This is a genomic window from Isoptericola hypogeus (assembly GCF_039531145.1).
GTDB lineage: Bacteria > Actinomycetota > Actinomycetes > Actinomycetales > Cellulomonadaceae > Isoptericola > Isoptericola hypogeus.
Window position 1 is genome coordinate 1,667,047 of record NZ_BAAAPM010000003.1, and the last position, 13,526, is coordinate 1,680,572.

A 13,526-nucleotide genomic window follows, 5' to 3' on the forward strand; every position below is an offset into this window, starting at 1 on the left:
GCCCGCGCCATCCGGCACCCACGCGCACCGGCGCGGTCAGGCGGGCCCGTCCCGCCCGGCCGCGCCGGCGTCGTCCCCGGGCAGCACGCGCTCGAGGATCGCCAGGGACCGGCGGACGTCGACGGCGTCCGGGTCGAGCAGCCACTGCAGCTGCAGCCCGTCCGACGCGGCGATCACGAGGGCGGCGGCGTCCTGGGGGTCGACGTCCGCCGCGACGCTCCCGGCCCGCTGCCCGGCCGCGATGCGCTCGACGAGGTCCGCCCGGACCCGGCGGAACCGTTCGACGACGAACTCCCTGGTCAGCGGGTGCTTTGCGCCCTGCAGGGCGTCGGTCGTGAGCGTCGCGTACAGCTCGACGAGGCCCGGGATCGACCGGTTGCGCTCCGCGCTGCGCTCCATCACCGCGACGGCGGCGACGTCCTGCGTACCGCTCGGCTCGTCCTCGTCGTCCTCGTCGGCCTCGTCGGCCGCGTCCTTCTTGGCCTCGTCCTCCCGCGCCTCGTGCTGCCGGTAGACCTCGATGAGGAGCTCGTCGCGCGAGGCGAAGTAGTAGCGCAGCGCGGCGTGCGACACCCCGATCGACTCGCCGATCGCCCGGAGCGACGTGTCCATGCCGTGCTCGGCGAACAGCTCGATCGCTCGCTCGAGGATCTCCGCGCGTCGCTCCGCGGCCTGCCGGTACGAGCGCCCGGGAGCTCGACCCACCGGCCCCGCGCCGCCTTCCGGGTTCACCATGCGGTCATCGTACGGAGCGGACCCGGCGTGCCCGCAGGCGTCACGCGCCGACGAGCGCCTCGCCGAGCGGGGTGCGCACGTGCAGGACGCTCGCGCCGTCGCGCCGCGAGTCGACGAGCCGGGCCGCGCGCAGCAGCGCCAGGTGGTGGGACGCCGTCGAGACGGCGAGCCCGCCGGCCGCGGCGACCTCGCTCGTCGTCAGCGGTCCCCGGAGCGCGAGCAGCACCCCCGCGCGGCCGGCCCCGAGCAGGCCGGCGAGCGTGTCGGACGGGTCGGCGGCGTTGTCGACCCAGCGCTCCGAGAGGCCGAGCGCCGGGTAGAAGAGGGTGGGCTGCGCGGGCGGCTCGGTCACGACGGAGCACCGTGGCGCCATCACGGACGGCACGAGCACGAGGCCGCTGCCCGCGCAGTCCAGCACCTCGCCGTGCAGCCGCAGCCGCACCCGCACGGCGTCGGGCGCCCAGCTCACCGCCTCGTGCAGGGTCTCGACCATCTCGCCCAGGCCGTGTGTCGTCGTGCGGCGCGACCGGGCGCCGATGTCGGCGCGCAGGAGGCGTTCGAGCTGTGGCCAGTACGGGGCGAGCAGCGCGTCCCAGCACTGCTCCCAGGCGTCCGCGACGGCGGCACGCGCGCCCTCCGGGTCGTCGGCCATCGCGCGCAGCAGTCGCTGCCCGGTGCCGCTCGTGCGGTCGACGCGCTTGCGCAGGTCGACCCGCATCGGCCCCGGGTCGGCATCCCGGAGCCGCTCCAGCTCCTCGGCCGGCCCGAGGTCCCAGCCGGGCGTCGAGGTGAGGAAGTCCGGCATGTACCCGTCCGCGCCGATCAGCAGCTGCATCAGCTCGAACGCCCGCTCCGGGACCTGCCCCCGGGCCCGGCGCAGCCAGCCCCACTGCAGCGGGTGGTACTGCGGCCGGCTCAGCACCCGGACGGCGTGCGCGAGCTCGTGACCGGGGGAGACGCCGAACCGGATCGCCGACACGTCGCCCGGCGCGAGGCGGAACTCCGCGATGTTGCGCTGCACGGCGACACGGTAGCGGCGCCGTCGCCGCTGGACGCGCTGCGCCGCGAACTCGCCGACGAGCGCGGCGGATCCGCCGGTCCCAGGTGGCGGGCGCGAACCAGTCCACGAGCAGGTCGTCGGGGAGGCCGACCACCGACATCCCGCCGTAGCTCGAGCGCGCCGACCTTTCGACGCTCGTCGAAAGGGTCGTGGACCCGCCGGTCCCTCGCGAGGCTGGTCGCACCGACGCCGCCCCGGCGTCGGCCGACCCGCAGGAGGAAGCATGACCACGGTGGTACCCGCGGACGCGATCCGGATCGAGGGCTCGCGCACGCTGCGCTTCGAGGGCGAGCCCCACGGCTCGGGCGTCTCGTTCTTCCTCGTCACCAACGACCCCGGCCAGGGCCCGGGCCTGCACCGGCACCCGTACAGCGAGACCTGGAACGTGCTCGACGGGGAGGCGACGATCCGGATCGGCGACGAGACGGTCGTCGCCCGCACCGGCGACACCGCCGTCGTCGGGCCCGACACGTGGCACGGCTTCACCAACTCCGGGACCGGCGCGCTGCGCATGATGTGCATCCACGCGTCGGGCACGATGATCCAGCAGAACCTGACCCCGCAGCACGAGACCCAGGAGAGCCGCTGATGTCCTTCCAGGCCTACCTCGACGCCGTCGAGACGAAGACGGGGCTCACCCCGCGCCAGCTCGTCGACGCCGCCGCGGAGCAGGGCTTCGGCCCCGGCAGCAAGTCGACGCCCGTCGTCGCGTGGCTCAAGGAGACGTACGGGCTCGGGCACGGCCACGCGATGGCTGTCACGCACGTCGTCACCAAGGGCGACCGGATCGGGGGCAAGCACGTCGGCTCCAGCGGCTCGCACCGCGACGCGAGCGACCGGCTGTGGCTCGACGGCAAGGACACCATTCCCGCGGACTGGTGATCGCGTCGGTAATGTGGCCCGGGTCACACCGATGCCGAGGAGGGTGAACCGTGACCCAGTACTTCCTGACCCTGCCGCACGACTCCGCCGAGGAACCGACGATGGCGTCGATGGACCCCGCCGAGCTGGAGGCCGTGATGGCGGCCGTCGGCGAGTTCAACACCGCGCTCCAGGAGTCCGGCGCGCTGCTGTTCCTGGGCGGTCTGCACCCGCCGTCGTCGGCGAAGACGGTCGACGCCACCGGGGTCGAGCCCGTGGTCACGGACGGCCCGTTCGTCGAGGCCCCGGAGTACGTCGGCGGGTTCTGGTTGATCGAGGTGGCGGACGAGGCCGCCGCCGTCGAGTGGGCGACCCGGGCCGCCCGCGCGTTGCGGGCCCGCATCGAGGTGCGCGCCCTGCAGGAGCCGCCGGCGGGCTGATCCCCCGCTCCGGGGCCGGGGCGGGTAGGTTGCCGAGGATGCGCCGCCCCGCCCCGTCGTCCTCGTCGTCCGTCGCTCGAGTGCCGGGGTTCCGGCCGCTGCTGGCGATGTCCGCGCTGGGCTTCTCCGGGTACGCGCTGCTGCTGCCGACCGCGCCGCTGTGGGCGGTGCGGGGCGGGGCGGGCGAGAGCGGCGCCGGCCTGGTCAACGCCGTCCTCATGCTCGCGACCGTCCTCACCCAGACGACGGTGCCGTGGCTGCTGCGCCGGGTGGGGTGGCGGCTCACGATGGTCGCCGGAGTGCTGCTGCTCGGTGCGCCGTCGCTGGCCTTCATGGCCACCGACCAGCTCGCGTGGTTGCTGGCGCTGTCCGCGGTGCGCGGCACGGGGTTCGCGGTGCTCACGGTCTGCGGGTCGAGCGCCGTGGCGGCGCTCGTGGACGGGCCTCGGCACGGCCGGGCGATCGGGCTGTACGGCCTGTCGATCGCCTTCCCGCAGCTCGTGCTCGTGCCGAGTGCCGCATGGGTCGCCGAGGCGCTGGACTTCCGCGTCGTCTTCGCCCTGGGCGCCCTCCCGGTGCTGGCCGTCCCGTTCGCGGCGGCGCTGGGACGGCGGCTCGACGCCGTCTCCGCGGCGGAGGCGCACGCGGACACCCGTGCCGGGGCCGCGACGACCGCCGCCGGGCGGGCGAGCACCCTGCGGAGCCTGGCGATGCCGTCGCTGGTGCTGCTGGCCGTGACGACGCCGGGCGGTGCCCTGCTGACCTTCGCCCCGCAGTTCGCCGGCGACGCGGGCACCGCGGCGGCGGGCCTGCTCGGCTTCACGGCCGCGACGGCGCTCTCGCGCTGGCTCGTGGGCGGGTTCGCGGACCGGTACGGCCCGCGGGTGTTCCTTGCCCCCCTGCTCGCCGTCTGCGCCGGCGGGCTGGTGCTGTGTGCGGGGGCGATCGCCGACGGCGGCGCCGGGCCCGCCGTGCTCGTGCTCGGCATGACGATCGTCGGGGTCTCCTACGGCAGCCTGCAGAACCTCACCCTCGTCGCGGCGTTCGCGGCCGTGCCGCAGCGGCAGCACCCCACGGCGAGCGCCGTGTGGAACATCGGGTTCGACGCCGGCACCGGGCTCGGTTCCCTCGTCGTCGGGTTCGTCGCCGCGGGGACCAGCTTCTCCGTGGGGCTGCTCACGACGGCCGCGGTGTGCGTCGTCGCGGCCGTCGCCGTCCTCCTCACCCGACCGCGGCGCTGATCACGCGTCGAGCCCGCGCACCACGAGCCCCTGCGCGAGGACCCCGAAGGCGCCGCGCTCGTCGTGCAGCACGCTGCTGGTGAGCCCGGCCCCGGCATCGCCGAAGGTGACCGTGGTGTCGAGGCCGAGCCAGCCGCCCCCGGGCGCGCGGTGCAGGTGCGCCGACAGGTCGACGTTGGGGAACGCGACCCGGCGGGGGTCGGCGCGCACCGTCATGCCGTTGGCGACGTCGAGCAGGCCCGCCGTCCGGGCGAGGCCGCCCACCTTCTCGTCCTCGACGAGCTCGTGGCCGGTGCGCACCCACACGGTGCCCCGGCCCGGCGCGGCAAGCGTGCGGCGCACGTCGATCGACTCGACGAAGGCTCCCGGCCAGTCGGTGCTGGGGCGCCACGCAGCGTGGGCGTCGGGGCCTGGCACGGGCGCGGGCGCGCCACCGGCCAGGGCGCGGGTGTCGCCGACGGCGGTGAGCCAGGCGCGCAGCGTCACGACCCGGCGCCCGCCGCACGCCACCTCGGCCTCGACGAGCTCGACGCCACGGCCGGGTCGCAGCACCCGCACGTCGGTGGTCATCTCCTCGAGCGGGTACGGCCCCCAGATGTCGAACGTCAGCCGCGTGGCCGCCAGGTCGTCGCGGCCGCGCCGCTCCCGGTCGGTCTCCACCAGGTGCGTGAGCAGGCCGAGCGTCGGCGCGACGTGCTGCTCGTCGGTCTTCCAGGCGCCGCCCACGTGCGGGGTGGGGTGGAACGTCGTCGCGCCGGTGCGGCGGAAGTAGGCCATCGTCGTCCGTCCTTCGTGGGGGGAGACCGCCATCCTGTCAGGGAGACCGCCGGCACGGCTCAGGCCTTGTTCTGGGCCAGGGCGAGGGTGCCGGCGAGGCCGATCATCATCCCGCCGCCGGTGGCGCGGATCGTCGAGAGGCGGCGCGGCGACCGCGCGAACCAGGCCCGGGCCGACCCGGCGAGCAGCGCCCACGCGCCGTCGCACACCAGGGCGATCATCGCGAACACCAGGCCGAGCGCCAGCATCTGCACCGGCACGGCGCCCGCGTGGAAGTCGACGAACTGGGGCAGCGCGGCGACGAAGAACACGATCGTCTTCGGGTTGGTCGCACCGACGACGAAGCCCTGCCGCAGCGTCGTCCACGACGAGGCGGGCCGCGCCCGCGGGTCGGCGCCGACGTCCGTCCCGTCACGGCGGTGCCGGATGGCCTGGACGCCGAGGTACGCCAGGTAGGAGGCGCCGAGCAGCTTCACGACCGTGAACAGCACGATCGACTGCGCGACGACGGCGCCGACGCCGAGGGCCACCGCGGTGATCGGGACCAGCGACCCCAGCTCGTTGCCGACCACGCTCAGCAGCCCGCCCCGTCGGCCCAGCGACAGGGAGCGGCCGACCACGAACAGCACGCTGGGCCCCGGGACCGCGATCAGGACGACCGAGGCGAGGGCGAAGGCGAGGAGCGAGTCCGTCTGCGGCACGGTTGCCAACCTAGCCCGGCGCACCCGGGGTGGCGAGGGTCGCAGCCGCCGCGGTGCCGCGCGCGGGCCGCGGGTCCGGGAACGACCCGTGCCCGAAGAGGATGCGCCGGGCGGCGGCACGACCGGGCGGGGTGCGCAGCAGAGCCACGCCGGCGCTCGCGGCGGCCGGCGTGCGCACCAGCGACAGACCGCGACGCATCGTGAGCCTCCCGCGGAACCGGGCGCGCAGGGCGGCCCCGTCGTACCGCGCGAGCAGGCGCCGGTCCCCGGCCCGCAGCGCCTGGTCGAGCACGTCCGCGGCGTGCGCGGACAGCCGCAGGCACGGGTCGAGGCCGCCGGCGGTGAGGGGCGAGACGGCTCCCGCCGCGTCGCCGACCAGCAGGCCGTCCGGCGCCGCGATGCGGCGCAGCAGCCCGCCGACGGGGATGAGCCCGCCCCGCCGCTCGACCCGCCCGGCGTCGTCGGGCCGGGGGACGCCGTCGAGCCCGGGCGCCGACGCGGCGAAGTCGCGCAGCGCGTCGCGCAGGCCGCGCGGGTACCGGTCGGCGTACCCGGCGACGCCCACGTGCGCGTGCCGGCCGTCGTCGAGCACCCACGCGAGGTACCCCGGCGCGAGGCGCGGGTCGAGCACGCAGTGGAAGGCGGGCACGACCTCGCGGGGCGGCACGGCGTAGACCTCCTCCGCGCCGACCAGCAGCTCGCGGTTGCGGTCGAGGCCCAGCTCGCGCGCGACGGCGGACCGGGCGCCGTCGGCCCCGACGGCGAACGTCGCGCGGACCTCGAGCGGGCCCCCCTGGCCGTCCAGCAGATGAGTGCCGCCGCGCCGCCCGAGGTACCGGGTGCCCAGCTCGAGCCGCACTCCCGCGACGGCGGCCCGCGCAGCGAGGGTCAGGTACAGCGGGGCCATGTCGCCGACGCGGAACTCGTCGTGCGGGCTGTCGAGGGTGACCGGGTGCCGGTGCGACGGCGGGTAGAGCACCATCCGCCGGACCGGCGGCCCGAGGTGCTCCGGCGGCAGGTCGAAGTCCTCCAGCGTGCGGCGCACGAAGATGCCCGTGGTGCGCACGGAGGCGTCGAGGCGGGTGCGCCGGTCGGCGAGGACGACGTCGTGCCCGCGCCGCGCGAGCTCCGCGGCGGTCCACAGCCCGGCGAGGCCGGCCCCGACGACGAGGACGTCAGCGCGCACCGTCGTCCCCCTCGCCGGACGTGGCATCGTCGTCCACCCACTCCAGCAGGTCGCCCGGCTGGCAGCCGAGCACCCGGCACATGGCGTCGAGCGTGGCGAACCGGACGGCCTTGGCGCGCCCGTTCTTGAGGACGGCGACGTTGGCGGGCGTGAGGCCGACGCGCTCGGCGAACTCGCCCACGCTCATCTTGCGGCGGGCGAGCTCCACGTCGAGGCGGACGACGATCGGCATCAGATCACCCCGTCGAGGTCGGTCCGCAGCTCCGTGGCCTGCCGCAGCAGCGCGCGCAGCACCACCATGAGCAACCCGACGGCGGCACCCACGAGCAGCACCAGAAGGAGCAGGGCCGCCAGCCCGACGAGGCCCTCCGCGGCCACGAGCAGCGCGAACGCGGCGAGCACGAGCACCCAGGCGCCGGCGACGGCGGCGACGATGCCGTTCACCCAGAGGAGGGCGTGGTCGGAGAAGATCTGGTCGTCGCGCACCATCGTCAGCAGCCGCCACGTGCACACGAGGACCGCCTCGACGCAGACGAGGCCGACCACGGCGAGCACCAGCAGCGGCCAGCGCAGGGGAGCCAGGTCGGGCGACTCGTCGGCCATCCGCGCGAACGCCGCGGGCAGCACCGCGACCTGGGCGACGACGAGGGCGGCGAAGACGGCGACGAGCAGGCCGCGGAGCGGTCCGACGAGGCGCTGGGTCCGCGAGATCCGGGTCGGTGACATGCGGACGAGCGTTGCGTCTCACCTATCGAAAGTCAATAGATATCGATCGCTTCGCACAGTCTCCGCAGAACCTTCGCCGACGCTCTCGAGGCGGGGGTCTAGTCGTCGCCGAACAGCCCGCCGTCGAGCAGCCAGTGGTAGCGCAGGCGCAGCGCACGCTCGGTGCTGGCCAGGATCGTGGCGACCAGGAGTGCGACGTTGAGGGCCGACGAGAGGTGGACCGGCGACGTGAAGGTGTCGACGTTCTCGGCGACGGGCGGGATCTGCGAGATCTGCTCGACGATCTGCGGGACGCCGATCAGCAGCGCGACGACGAGCACCGCCCACGACGCGACCCCGAGGCCACGGCTCAGGCCCGGGCGCTCGCGCTCCAGGCGGGCGCGACGGCCCTCCGCGGACAGCGGGTCGGGGACCAGCCGTCGCTCACGCCCGTCGGGGGTCACGTAGTGGCAGCGCCGCAGTCCGTAGCTGCTGGTGTCCACCTGCACGGTGCCGCCCGTCACGGGGAGCTCCGCGGGCAGCTTCGACGTGGCCAGGTGGACACCGTCGCGGTACAGCCGGGCCCGCACGTCACCGTCGTCCGAGTCGCCCCAGAGCCGGACGTCGACGGACCACGTCTCGGGCCGGCCGTCGTCGCCGACGAGGTCCAGGTGGAAGAGCGCGCGCGACAGGGGCTGCCACCACCGGTAGCGCTTCAGGGCATGCCCGTCCCCGGGCCTGATCCGCCGGGCGGCACGCCGGCGTCTGCGGTCCGAGAACATCCCGGGCAGCGTATCCGCGTCGGAGAGCCGTGGCCCGTCGGGCGCGGTGGATGCACGATGACTCGCGGAACCCGCGCCCACCGAGGAGCCGAGCGATGAGCACGTCCGGGACCCCCGCCCGCGCACGGCTCGTCCCCATGAGCGCACGAGCCCGGCCGCACGGCGAGCACGCTGGAGCTGTTCTTCGACCTCGTCTTCGTGGTGGCGGTGAGCGTCGCCCCGGTGCAGCTGCTCTACCGGGTGCTCATGGTGGTCCAGATGGCGGGCGCCCTCGTGCTCGCCGCGGGGATCGAGCCCGTCTTCGTCGACCGCGACTTCACGGTCGGCCTGTTCACCCTGATCCTGCTCGGCGAGAGCCTGATCGCGTCGTCCAACGCGATCATCGAGGCGCTGCACGACGAGCAGGACCTGGGCTCGGTGCCGATCCCCGTCACGGTCACCGCGGTGATCATGGTGGCGATCGTCGTGGTGCTGGTGCTGCACCCGCCGCTCAGCGGGCCGCGACCTCCGCGAGCAGCTCGGCGGCAGGGGCCGGGTGCACCAGCCAGCCGAGATGGCTCGACCTGAGGGTGCGCACCTCGTAGGGGTTGTCGGGCGTGAGCGCGTCGGCCTCGCGGATCAGCCGGTCCTGCATCGCGAGCGGCATGCTCGCGTCCTCGCTGAGCCGCACGTAGGTGCGCGGCACGCTGCCCCAGGTCGCGGCGTGCGCGCGGTCGTCCGGGCCGCCTCCGTCGAGGTTCTCGTCGGGCTGGAACGAGTTGAGGAAGACGCGGAGCTCGTCGTCGGTGCCGTCGGCGAGGAAGACGGCCTTCAGCCCGGCGAGCGCGTCCGCGTCCGCCGTGCGGAAGTTGCAGCGCAGCAGCCCGACGTCGGCCGGGTTCGCGGCCAGCGCCCGGGCGAGCGCCGCGGCGTCGACCGACGCCATCTCCGGCTCCGCGTTGTACGCGGCCGCCTCGAGCTCCACGGGCGCCCAGGCGGAGATGTACACGAGCCGGTCGACCAGGTCGGGACGGGCGTTGGCCACCGCGGTCACGGTGATGCCGCCCCGGCTGTGGCCGACGAGGATCACCGGCCCGTGCTCCTTCACGCGCTCGAGCACGTCGATCACCCGGGCGGCGTTGTCGGCCAGCGTGACGCCCTCGAGGGCGCCCGGCGCGGTCGCGAGCGCCTCGAGGTCCTGCGGCGCCTGGTACGCGGCCGGGTAGGTCGCCTCGAACCCGTGCCCGGGCAGGTCGACGGCGAGCGAGCGGTGCCCCCGCAGCGCGAGCTCGGCCTGGAGCGGCGCGAACGAGAACGAGGTGGCGAAAGCGCCGTGGACCAGCACGAACGTGGGACTCATGTCCCGGAAGGTACCCGAGGTGGGCCGCCGTCGGGGACGCGGTCCCGGCGTCCTCGCGGGCCCGATCCACCCGCCCCGACCATGGACCCGGCCGCCGCCCCGGGGCACGATGGACGGGGACGTCGACGAGGGGAGCCGAGATGAGCGAGCGGCACGGGAAGAAGCCCGGCGGGATCCGACAGCTGATCACGCTGGTGACGCTGGCGCTGGCGGCGGCGGCCGTCGTCAAGGAGCTGCGCAAGGACCCGGACGACCGGACCTGGAACGGGACGGTGGGCTTCGTCCCGTACGAGTTCCGCATACCCACCCTCGAGCGGGTCCGCGAGCGCCTGTGGGACCCGGACGGCGAGCGCCTGATCGGCCCGCGCGTGTTCGGCGTGGGCTGGACGGTGAACGTGGGCCGGGTGGTGGCGCTGGTCCGGCAGCGGGTCGCGGAGTCCCGCGCCGAGGAGCACGCCGCGGACTAGGGCCGGCGCAGGTCAGGCGGGGTCGGGCTGCTCCTCGATCTCGACCGCGGTGAGCTCGGGCGTGAACGCGAAGAGCGCGCCGTCCGCCTCGCCGACCCACCAGCCGTCGCAGACGAAGGTCGCGTCCTGCTCCTGCCCGGCAGTCCACCAGCCCGCCTTGAGCGTCGATGCGTCGCGGACGTCCTCGGCCTTCACGCCGTCGCGCGCGGGCGCGGTGGCGAGCGGGTGCGCGTCGTCCACGGCCTGACACGTGACCGGGAGGTCCGCGACGTCGGCATCCATGAGCAGGATCACCTCGTCGCCGGTGGTGCGGAAGACGCCGCGGACGTCGGCCGCGTCGTCGGGCACCCATGCGGGCAGGACCTCAGCGTTCTTGCCGGACCGGCCGCTGTCGTACGTGAAGGCCTTGGTGTGCCCGGCGTTCCGCTCGCTCAGCGCCTCGGAGATGCCGGCGCAGGCGGTGGTGGTGACGGCGACGCCGGCGGCGAGGGCCAGCGCGCCGAGGGCGCGGTAGCGGCGGTCGCGGGTCGTGGTCACCGGGATGCTCGCCGGGGTGGTGATGGTGTGGTGTGTCATGCCGACGACGCTACGGATCCGCAGGTCACGTCGTCGTCGGCCCGTGAGCGGAACCTGGTGGCCGGTGCGTACGACCGTGGGAGGACCGCCGCCTCAGGGGCGGCTCAGGGTTCCGCCGGGGTCGCGGCAACGGGCGACGCGCCGCGGATGCTCGAGCGCGGGTGTGTACGATCGTACGCATGCCCACGGACCACTTCGCGGGGGACCCGCGCACGAACCACGAGCGCATGCTCGCCGGCGACCTCTACGTCGCCGACGACCCGGAGATCGAGCGCCGCTCCCAGCGCGCCATGCGGCTGCAGGACGAGTACGCGCGGACGGCGGTGAAGGACGCCGACGCGGCGCGCCCGATCCTCGCCGACCTGCTGGGCAGCCTGGCCGACGGCGTCGTGATCCGCCCGCCGCTTTTCGTCGACTACGGCTCCAACCTCCACGTCGGCGCGCGCACGTTCGTCAACTACCACCTCACCGCCCTGGACGTCGCGGCCATCACGATCGGCGAGGACTGCCAGATCGGCCCGAACGTGCAGCTCCTCACCCCGACCCACCCGGTCGAGCCCGGCCCGCGCCGGGACAAGCTCGAGGCCGCGCGGCCCATCACCATCGGCGACAACGTGTGGCTGGGCGGGGGCGTGATCGTGTGCCCGGGCGTCACCATCGGGGACAACTCCGTCATCGGCGCCGGCTCGGTCGTGACGCGCGACGTCCCGGCGAACGTCGTCGCGGTCGGCAACCCGGCCCGGGTGGTCCGCAGCATCGCGGAGGACGACGACGATGCCTGAGCCGGCGGGGCACGGGCCGGAGGGCGCGCCCGCGCGCCGCGCGCGCCGCACCGACCCCGAGCGTCGGGACCGGATCATCGACGCCTGCCTCGACGTCATCGTCACCGCGGGCGTGAGCGGCACCTCGCACCGCCGGGTCGCCCGGGCGGCCGACGTGCCGCTCGGCTCCATGACGTACCACTTCACCGGCATGGACGAGCTGCTGCGCGAGGCGTTCGCGCGCTACGCCCGCACGGTGGGCGACCGGTTCGAGCAGCGGCTGACGGCGGCCCGCGACGCCCACGAGGCCAAGCAGGCCGTGGTGGCCATCATCACCTCCGACGTCGCGACGACGACGCGCGACGTCGTCCTCACGCACGAGCTGTACACCCTCGCCGCGCGCGAGCCCGCGTTCCGGGACATCACCAACGCCTGGATGGCGCGCTCCCGCCGGGAGCTGGAGCGGCACTTCGACCCGACGACGGCGCGGCTCGTCGACGCGCTCATCGAGGGGCTGACCATCCACCGCGCCCTCGACACCCCGCAGGAGGCGCCGCGGCACGACGTCGCCCTCGTGACCGCCGCCGTCGAACGGATCACCCGTGGCTGACCCCGACCGCGGGGCCGACCCGTACCGCGGGGCCGATCCGTACCGACGTCGCCGCCTGTCGCTGTTCGCCCTGACCCTGCTCGTCGGGCTCGGGATGTCGTCGTGGATCACCCGCACGCCCGACGTCCGGGACGCCCTCGGCGCGTCCACGGCCGGCATGGGGCTGATCCTGTTCGGCCTGTCGGTGGGCTCGATGACCGGCGTGCTGTCGGCCGGGCCGATCGTGCGGCGCCGGGGCGCGCGGCCCGTGATCGTCGCCGGGACCCTGCTGGTGGTCGCGGGCGTCGCGGTGATCGGCCTGGCGTCGTCGGCCGGGCTCGCCGCCGGGGCGTTCGTCGGGCTGATGCTGATCGGCCTCGGCGGAGGGCTCGGGGAGATCGGGCTCAACATCGAGGGCGCGGCGGTCGAGGCCGCCACGGGGCGCCAGGTGCTGCCCGCTCTGCACGGCAGCTTCAGCCTGGGCACGGTGATCGGCGCGCTCGTCGGCATCGTCCTCACAGCTGCCCGGTTCCCCGTCGTCTGGCACCTGCTGGCGATGGCGGCCGTGATGGCGGCGCTCGCGGCCTGGGCGCTGCCCGGGATCCCCGCGGGCACGGGACGGGAGGCCCGGCTCCCGCGGGCCTCCGGCGGCGCGCTCGAGCGCCGGCCCAGCGTCTGGCGCGACCGGCGCCTCGTCCTCATCGGCGTCGTCGTGCTCGCGATGGCCTTCGCGGAGGGTGCCGCCAACGACTGGCTGCCGCTGCTCATGGTCGACGGGCACGGGATGTCGGCCACCCACGGGTCGCTCGTCTACGCGGGGTTCGCCGCGGCGATGACGGTCGGCCGGTTCTCCGGCGGGCCGATCGTGGAGCGCTTCGGCCGGGCGGCCGTGCTGTCCGTCAGCGCGGTGTGCGCCGTGGTGGGCGTGCTGGCGGTGGTGTTCGCGTCGAGCCCCGTCGTGGCCGGGATCGCCGTGGCGCTGTGGGGCCTGGGCGCGTCGCTCGGGTTCCCCGTCGCGATCTCGGCGGCCGGCGACGACCCGGAGCGCGGCGCGGAGCGGGTCAGCGCCGTCGCCACCAGCGGCTACCTGGCGTTCCTCGTCGGCCCGCCGCTGCTCGGCTTCCTCGGGGAGCACCTCGGCCTGCGGCCGGCGATGCTCGTCGTCGTCGCGCTGCTCGTCGTCGCGGCCTTCGCCGCGCGGGCCGCGTCCCCGCGCCCGGGCGGCGCCGTCCCCGCCGACGAAGCCGTCCCCGCCGACACCGGGTCGCCCGCCGCGCGGTAGCCCTCCGCGCGGCGGCCGGCCCTC

The 13,526-nt window shown here is 75.3% G+C and carries 19 protein-coding genes; 9 read left to right on the top strand and 10 right to left on the bottom strand.

Annotation, left to right across the window (positions count from 1 at the left end; translation table 11 throughout):
• Positions 1-36: 36 nt before the first annotated feature.
• Together ABD254_RS09800 and ABD254_RS09805 are read right to left on the bottom strand one after the other, a co-directional pair.
• The gene (locus ABD254_RS09800; RefSeq protein WP_344248001.1) at positions 37-735 is read right to left on the bottom strand and encodes a TetR/AcrR family transcriptional regulator; all 699 of its coding nucleotides are present in this window, start codon (positions 733-735) and stop codon (positions 37-39) included.
• A 40-nt stretch (positions 736-775) separates the two neighbouring features.
• On the bottom strand, positions 776-1,756 hold the full coding sequence (locus ABD254_RS09805; protein WP_344248003.1) for an ArsR/SmtB family transcription factor: 981 nt from the start codon (positions 1,754-1,756) through the stop codon (positions 776-778).
• Positions 1,757-2,018: 262 nt separating this feature from the next.
• Between ABD254_RS09805 and ABD254_RS09810 the strand changes: the two genes are divergently transcribed.
• From ABD254_RS09810 to ABD254_RS09825, 4 genes are read left to right on the top strand one after another with little or no spacing between them, the layout of a single operon-like run.
• Entirely contained in the window at positions 2,019-2,384 is a 366-nt protein-coding gene (locus ABD254_RS09810; RefSeq protein WP_344248005.1) for a cupin domain-containing protein, read from the top strand.
• Positions 2,384-2,677: a DUF4287 domain-containing protein gene (locus ABD254_RS09815; protein WP_344248007.1), complete on the top strand. Its 294-nt coding sequence runs from the start codon at positions 2,384-2,386 to the stop codon at positions 2,675-2,677. The genes ABD254_RS09810 and ABD254_RS09815 overlap by 1 nt, the downstream gene beginning before the upstream one ends.
• Positions 2,678-2,727: 50 nt before the next feature.
• A complete protein-coding gene (locus ABD254_RS09820; RefSeq protein ID WP_344248009.1) occupies positions 2,728-3,096 on the top strand; it encodes a YciI family protein in 369 nt (122 codons plus the stop codon).
• Between the two features lie 38 nt (positions 3,097-3,134).
• Positions 3,135-4,337 carry an MFS transporter gene (locus ABD254_RS09825; RefSeq protein WP_344248011.1) on the top strand — a complete coding sequence of 401 codons (1,203 nt, stop codon included), beginning with the start codon at positions 3,135-3,137 and terminating at the stop codon, positions 4,335-4,337.
• On the opposite strand, the gene ABD254_RS09830 is transcribed toward ABD254_RS09825, so the two are convergent.
• The 6 genes from ABD254_RS09830 to ABD254_RS09855 form a co-directional block, all read right to left on the bottom strand.
• Positions 4,338-5,114, bottom strand: coding sequence for a thioesterase family protein (locus tag ABD254_RS09830; RefSeq protein WP_344248013.1), 777 nt, complete (start codon positions 5,112-5,114; stop codon positions 4,338-4,340).
• 59 nt (positions 5,115-5,173) lie between these two features.
• Positions 5,174-5,815 carry a LysE family translocator gene (locus ABD254_RS09835; RefSeq protein WP_344248015.1) on the bottom strand — a complete coding sequence of 214 codons (642 nt, stop codon included), beginning with the start codon at positions 5,813-5,815 and terminating at the stop codon, positions 5,174-5,176.
• A gap of 10 nt (positions 5,816-5,825) precedes the next feature.
• Entirely contained in the window at positions 5,826-7,001 is a 1,176-nt protein-coding gene (locus ABD254_RS09840; RefSeq protein ID WP_344248017.1) for an FAD-dependent oxidoreductase, read from the bottom strand.
• Entirely contained in the window at positions 6,991-7,233 is a 243-nt protein-coding gene (locus ABD254_RS09845; RefSeq protein WP_344248019.1) for a helix-turn-helix domain-containing protein, read from the bottom strand. Before ABD254_RS09845 ends, ABD254_RS09840 begins: the two co-directional genes overlap by 11 nt.
• A complete protein-coding gene (locus tag ABD254_RS09850; RefSeq protein ID WP_344248021.1) occupies positions 7,233-7,727 on the bottom strand; it encodes a DUF2975 domain-containing protein in 495 nt (164 codons plus the stop codon). The genes ABD254_RS09845 and ABD254_RS09850 overlap by 1 nt, the downstream gene beginning before the upstream one ends.
• Before the next feature lie 98 nt (positions 7,728-7,825).
• Complete coding sequence (locus ABD254_RS09855; protein ID WP_344248023.1) at positions 7,826-8,488, bottom strand: hypothetical protein; 663 nt, start codon at positions 8,486-8,488, stop codon at positions 7,826-7,828.
• A 207-nt stretch (positions 8,489-8,695) separates the two neighbouring features.
• Here ABD254_RS09855 and ABD254_RS09860 point away from each other — a divergent pair, with 207 nt between their 5' ends.
• Positions 8,696-9,055 carry a hypothetical protein gene (locus ABD254_RS09860; RefSeq protein WP_344248025.1) on the top strand — a complete coding sequence of 120 codons (360 nt, stop codon included), beginning with the start codon at positions 8,696-8,698 and terminating at the stop codon, positions 9,053-9,055.
• On the opposite strand, the gene ABD254_RS09865 is transcribed toward ABD254_RS09860, so the two are convergent.
• The gene (locus ABD254_RS09865) at positions 8,979-9,827 is read right to left on the bottom strand and encodes an alpha/beta hydrolase (RefSeq protein ID WP_344248027.1); all 849 of its coding nucleotides are present in this window, start codon (positions 9,825-9,827) and stop codon (positions 8,979-8,981) included. The genes ABD254_RS09860 and ABD254_RS09865 overlap by 77 nt on opposite strands.
• 140 nt (positions 9,828-9,967) lie before the next feature.
• Between ABD254_RS09865 and ABD254_RS09870 the strand changes: the two genes are divergently transcribed.
• Complete coding sequence (locus ABD254_RS09870; protein ID WP_344248029.1) at positions 9,968-10,294, top strand: DUF5808 domain-containing protein; 327 nt, start codon at positions 9,968-9,970, stop codon at positions 10,292-10,294.
• Between the two features lie 12 nt (positions 10,295-10,306).
• On the opposite strand, the gene ABD254_RS09875 is transcribed toward ABD254_RS09870, so the two are convergent.
• The gene (locus tag ABD254_RS09875; protein WP_344248030.1) at positions 10,307-10,870 is read right to left on the bottom strand and encodes a hypothetical protein; all 564 of its coding nucleotides are present in this window, start codon (positions 10,868-10,870) and stop codon (positions 10,307-10,309) included.
• Between the two features lie 179 nt (positions 10,871-11,049).
• Here ABD254_RS09875 and ABD254_RS09880 point away from each other — a divergent pair, with 179 nt between their 5' ends.
• The 3 genes from ABD254_RS09880 to ABD254_RS09890 are packed head-to-tail and all read left to right on the top strand — an operon-like array spanning position 11,050 to position 13,502.
• Complete coding sequence (locus ABD254_RS09880; RefSeq protein WP_344248031.1) at positions 11,050-11,652, top strand: sugar O-acetyltransferase; 603 nt, start codon at positions 11,050-11,052, stop codon at positions 11,650-11,652.
• Positions 11,645-12,241: a TetR/AcrR family transcriptional regulator gene (locus ABD254_RS09885; RefSeq protein ID WP_344248032.1), complete on the top strand. Its 597-nt coding sequence runs from the start codon at positions 11,645-11,647 to the stop codon at positions 12,239-12,241. The genes ABD254_RS09880 and ABD254_RS09885 overlap by 8 nt, the downstream gene beginning before the upstream one ends.
• Positions 12,234-13,502 (top strand): MFS transporter, encoded by a 1,269-nt coding sequence (locus ABD254_RS09890; protein WP_344248034.1) that lies wholly within the window; start codon positions 12,234-12,236, stop codon positions 13,500-13,502. Before ABD254_RS09885 ends, ABD254_RS09890 begins: the two co-directional genes overlap by 8 nt.
• Positions 13,503-13,526: the final 24 nt, after the last annotated feature.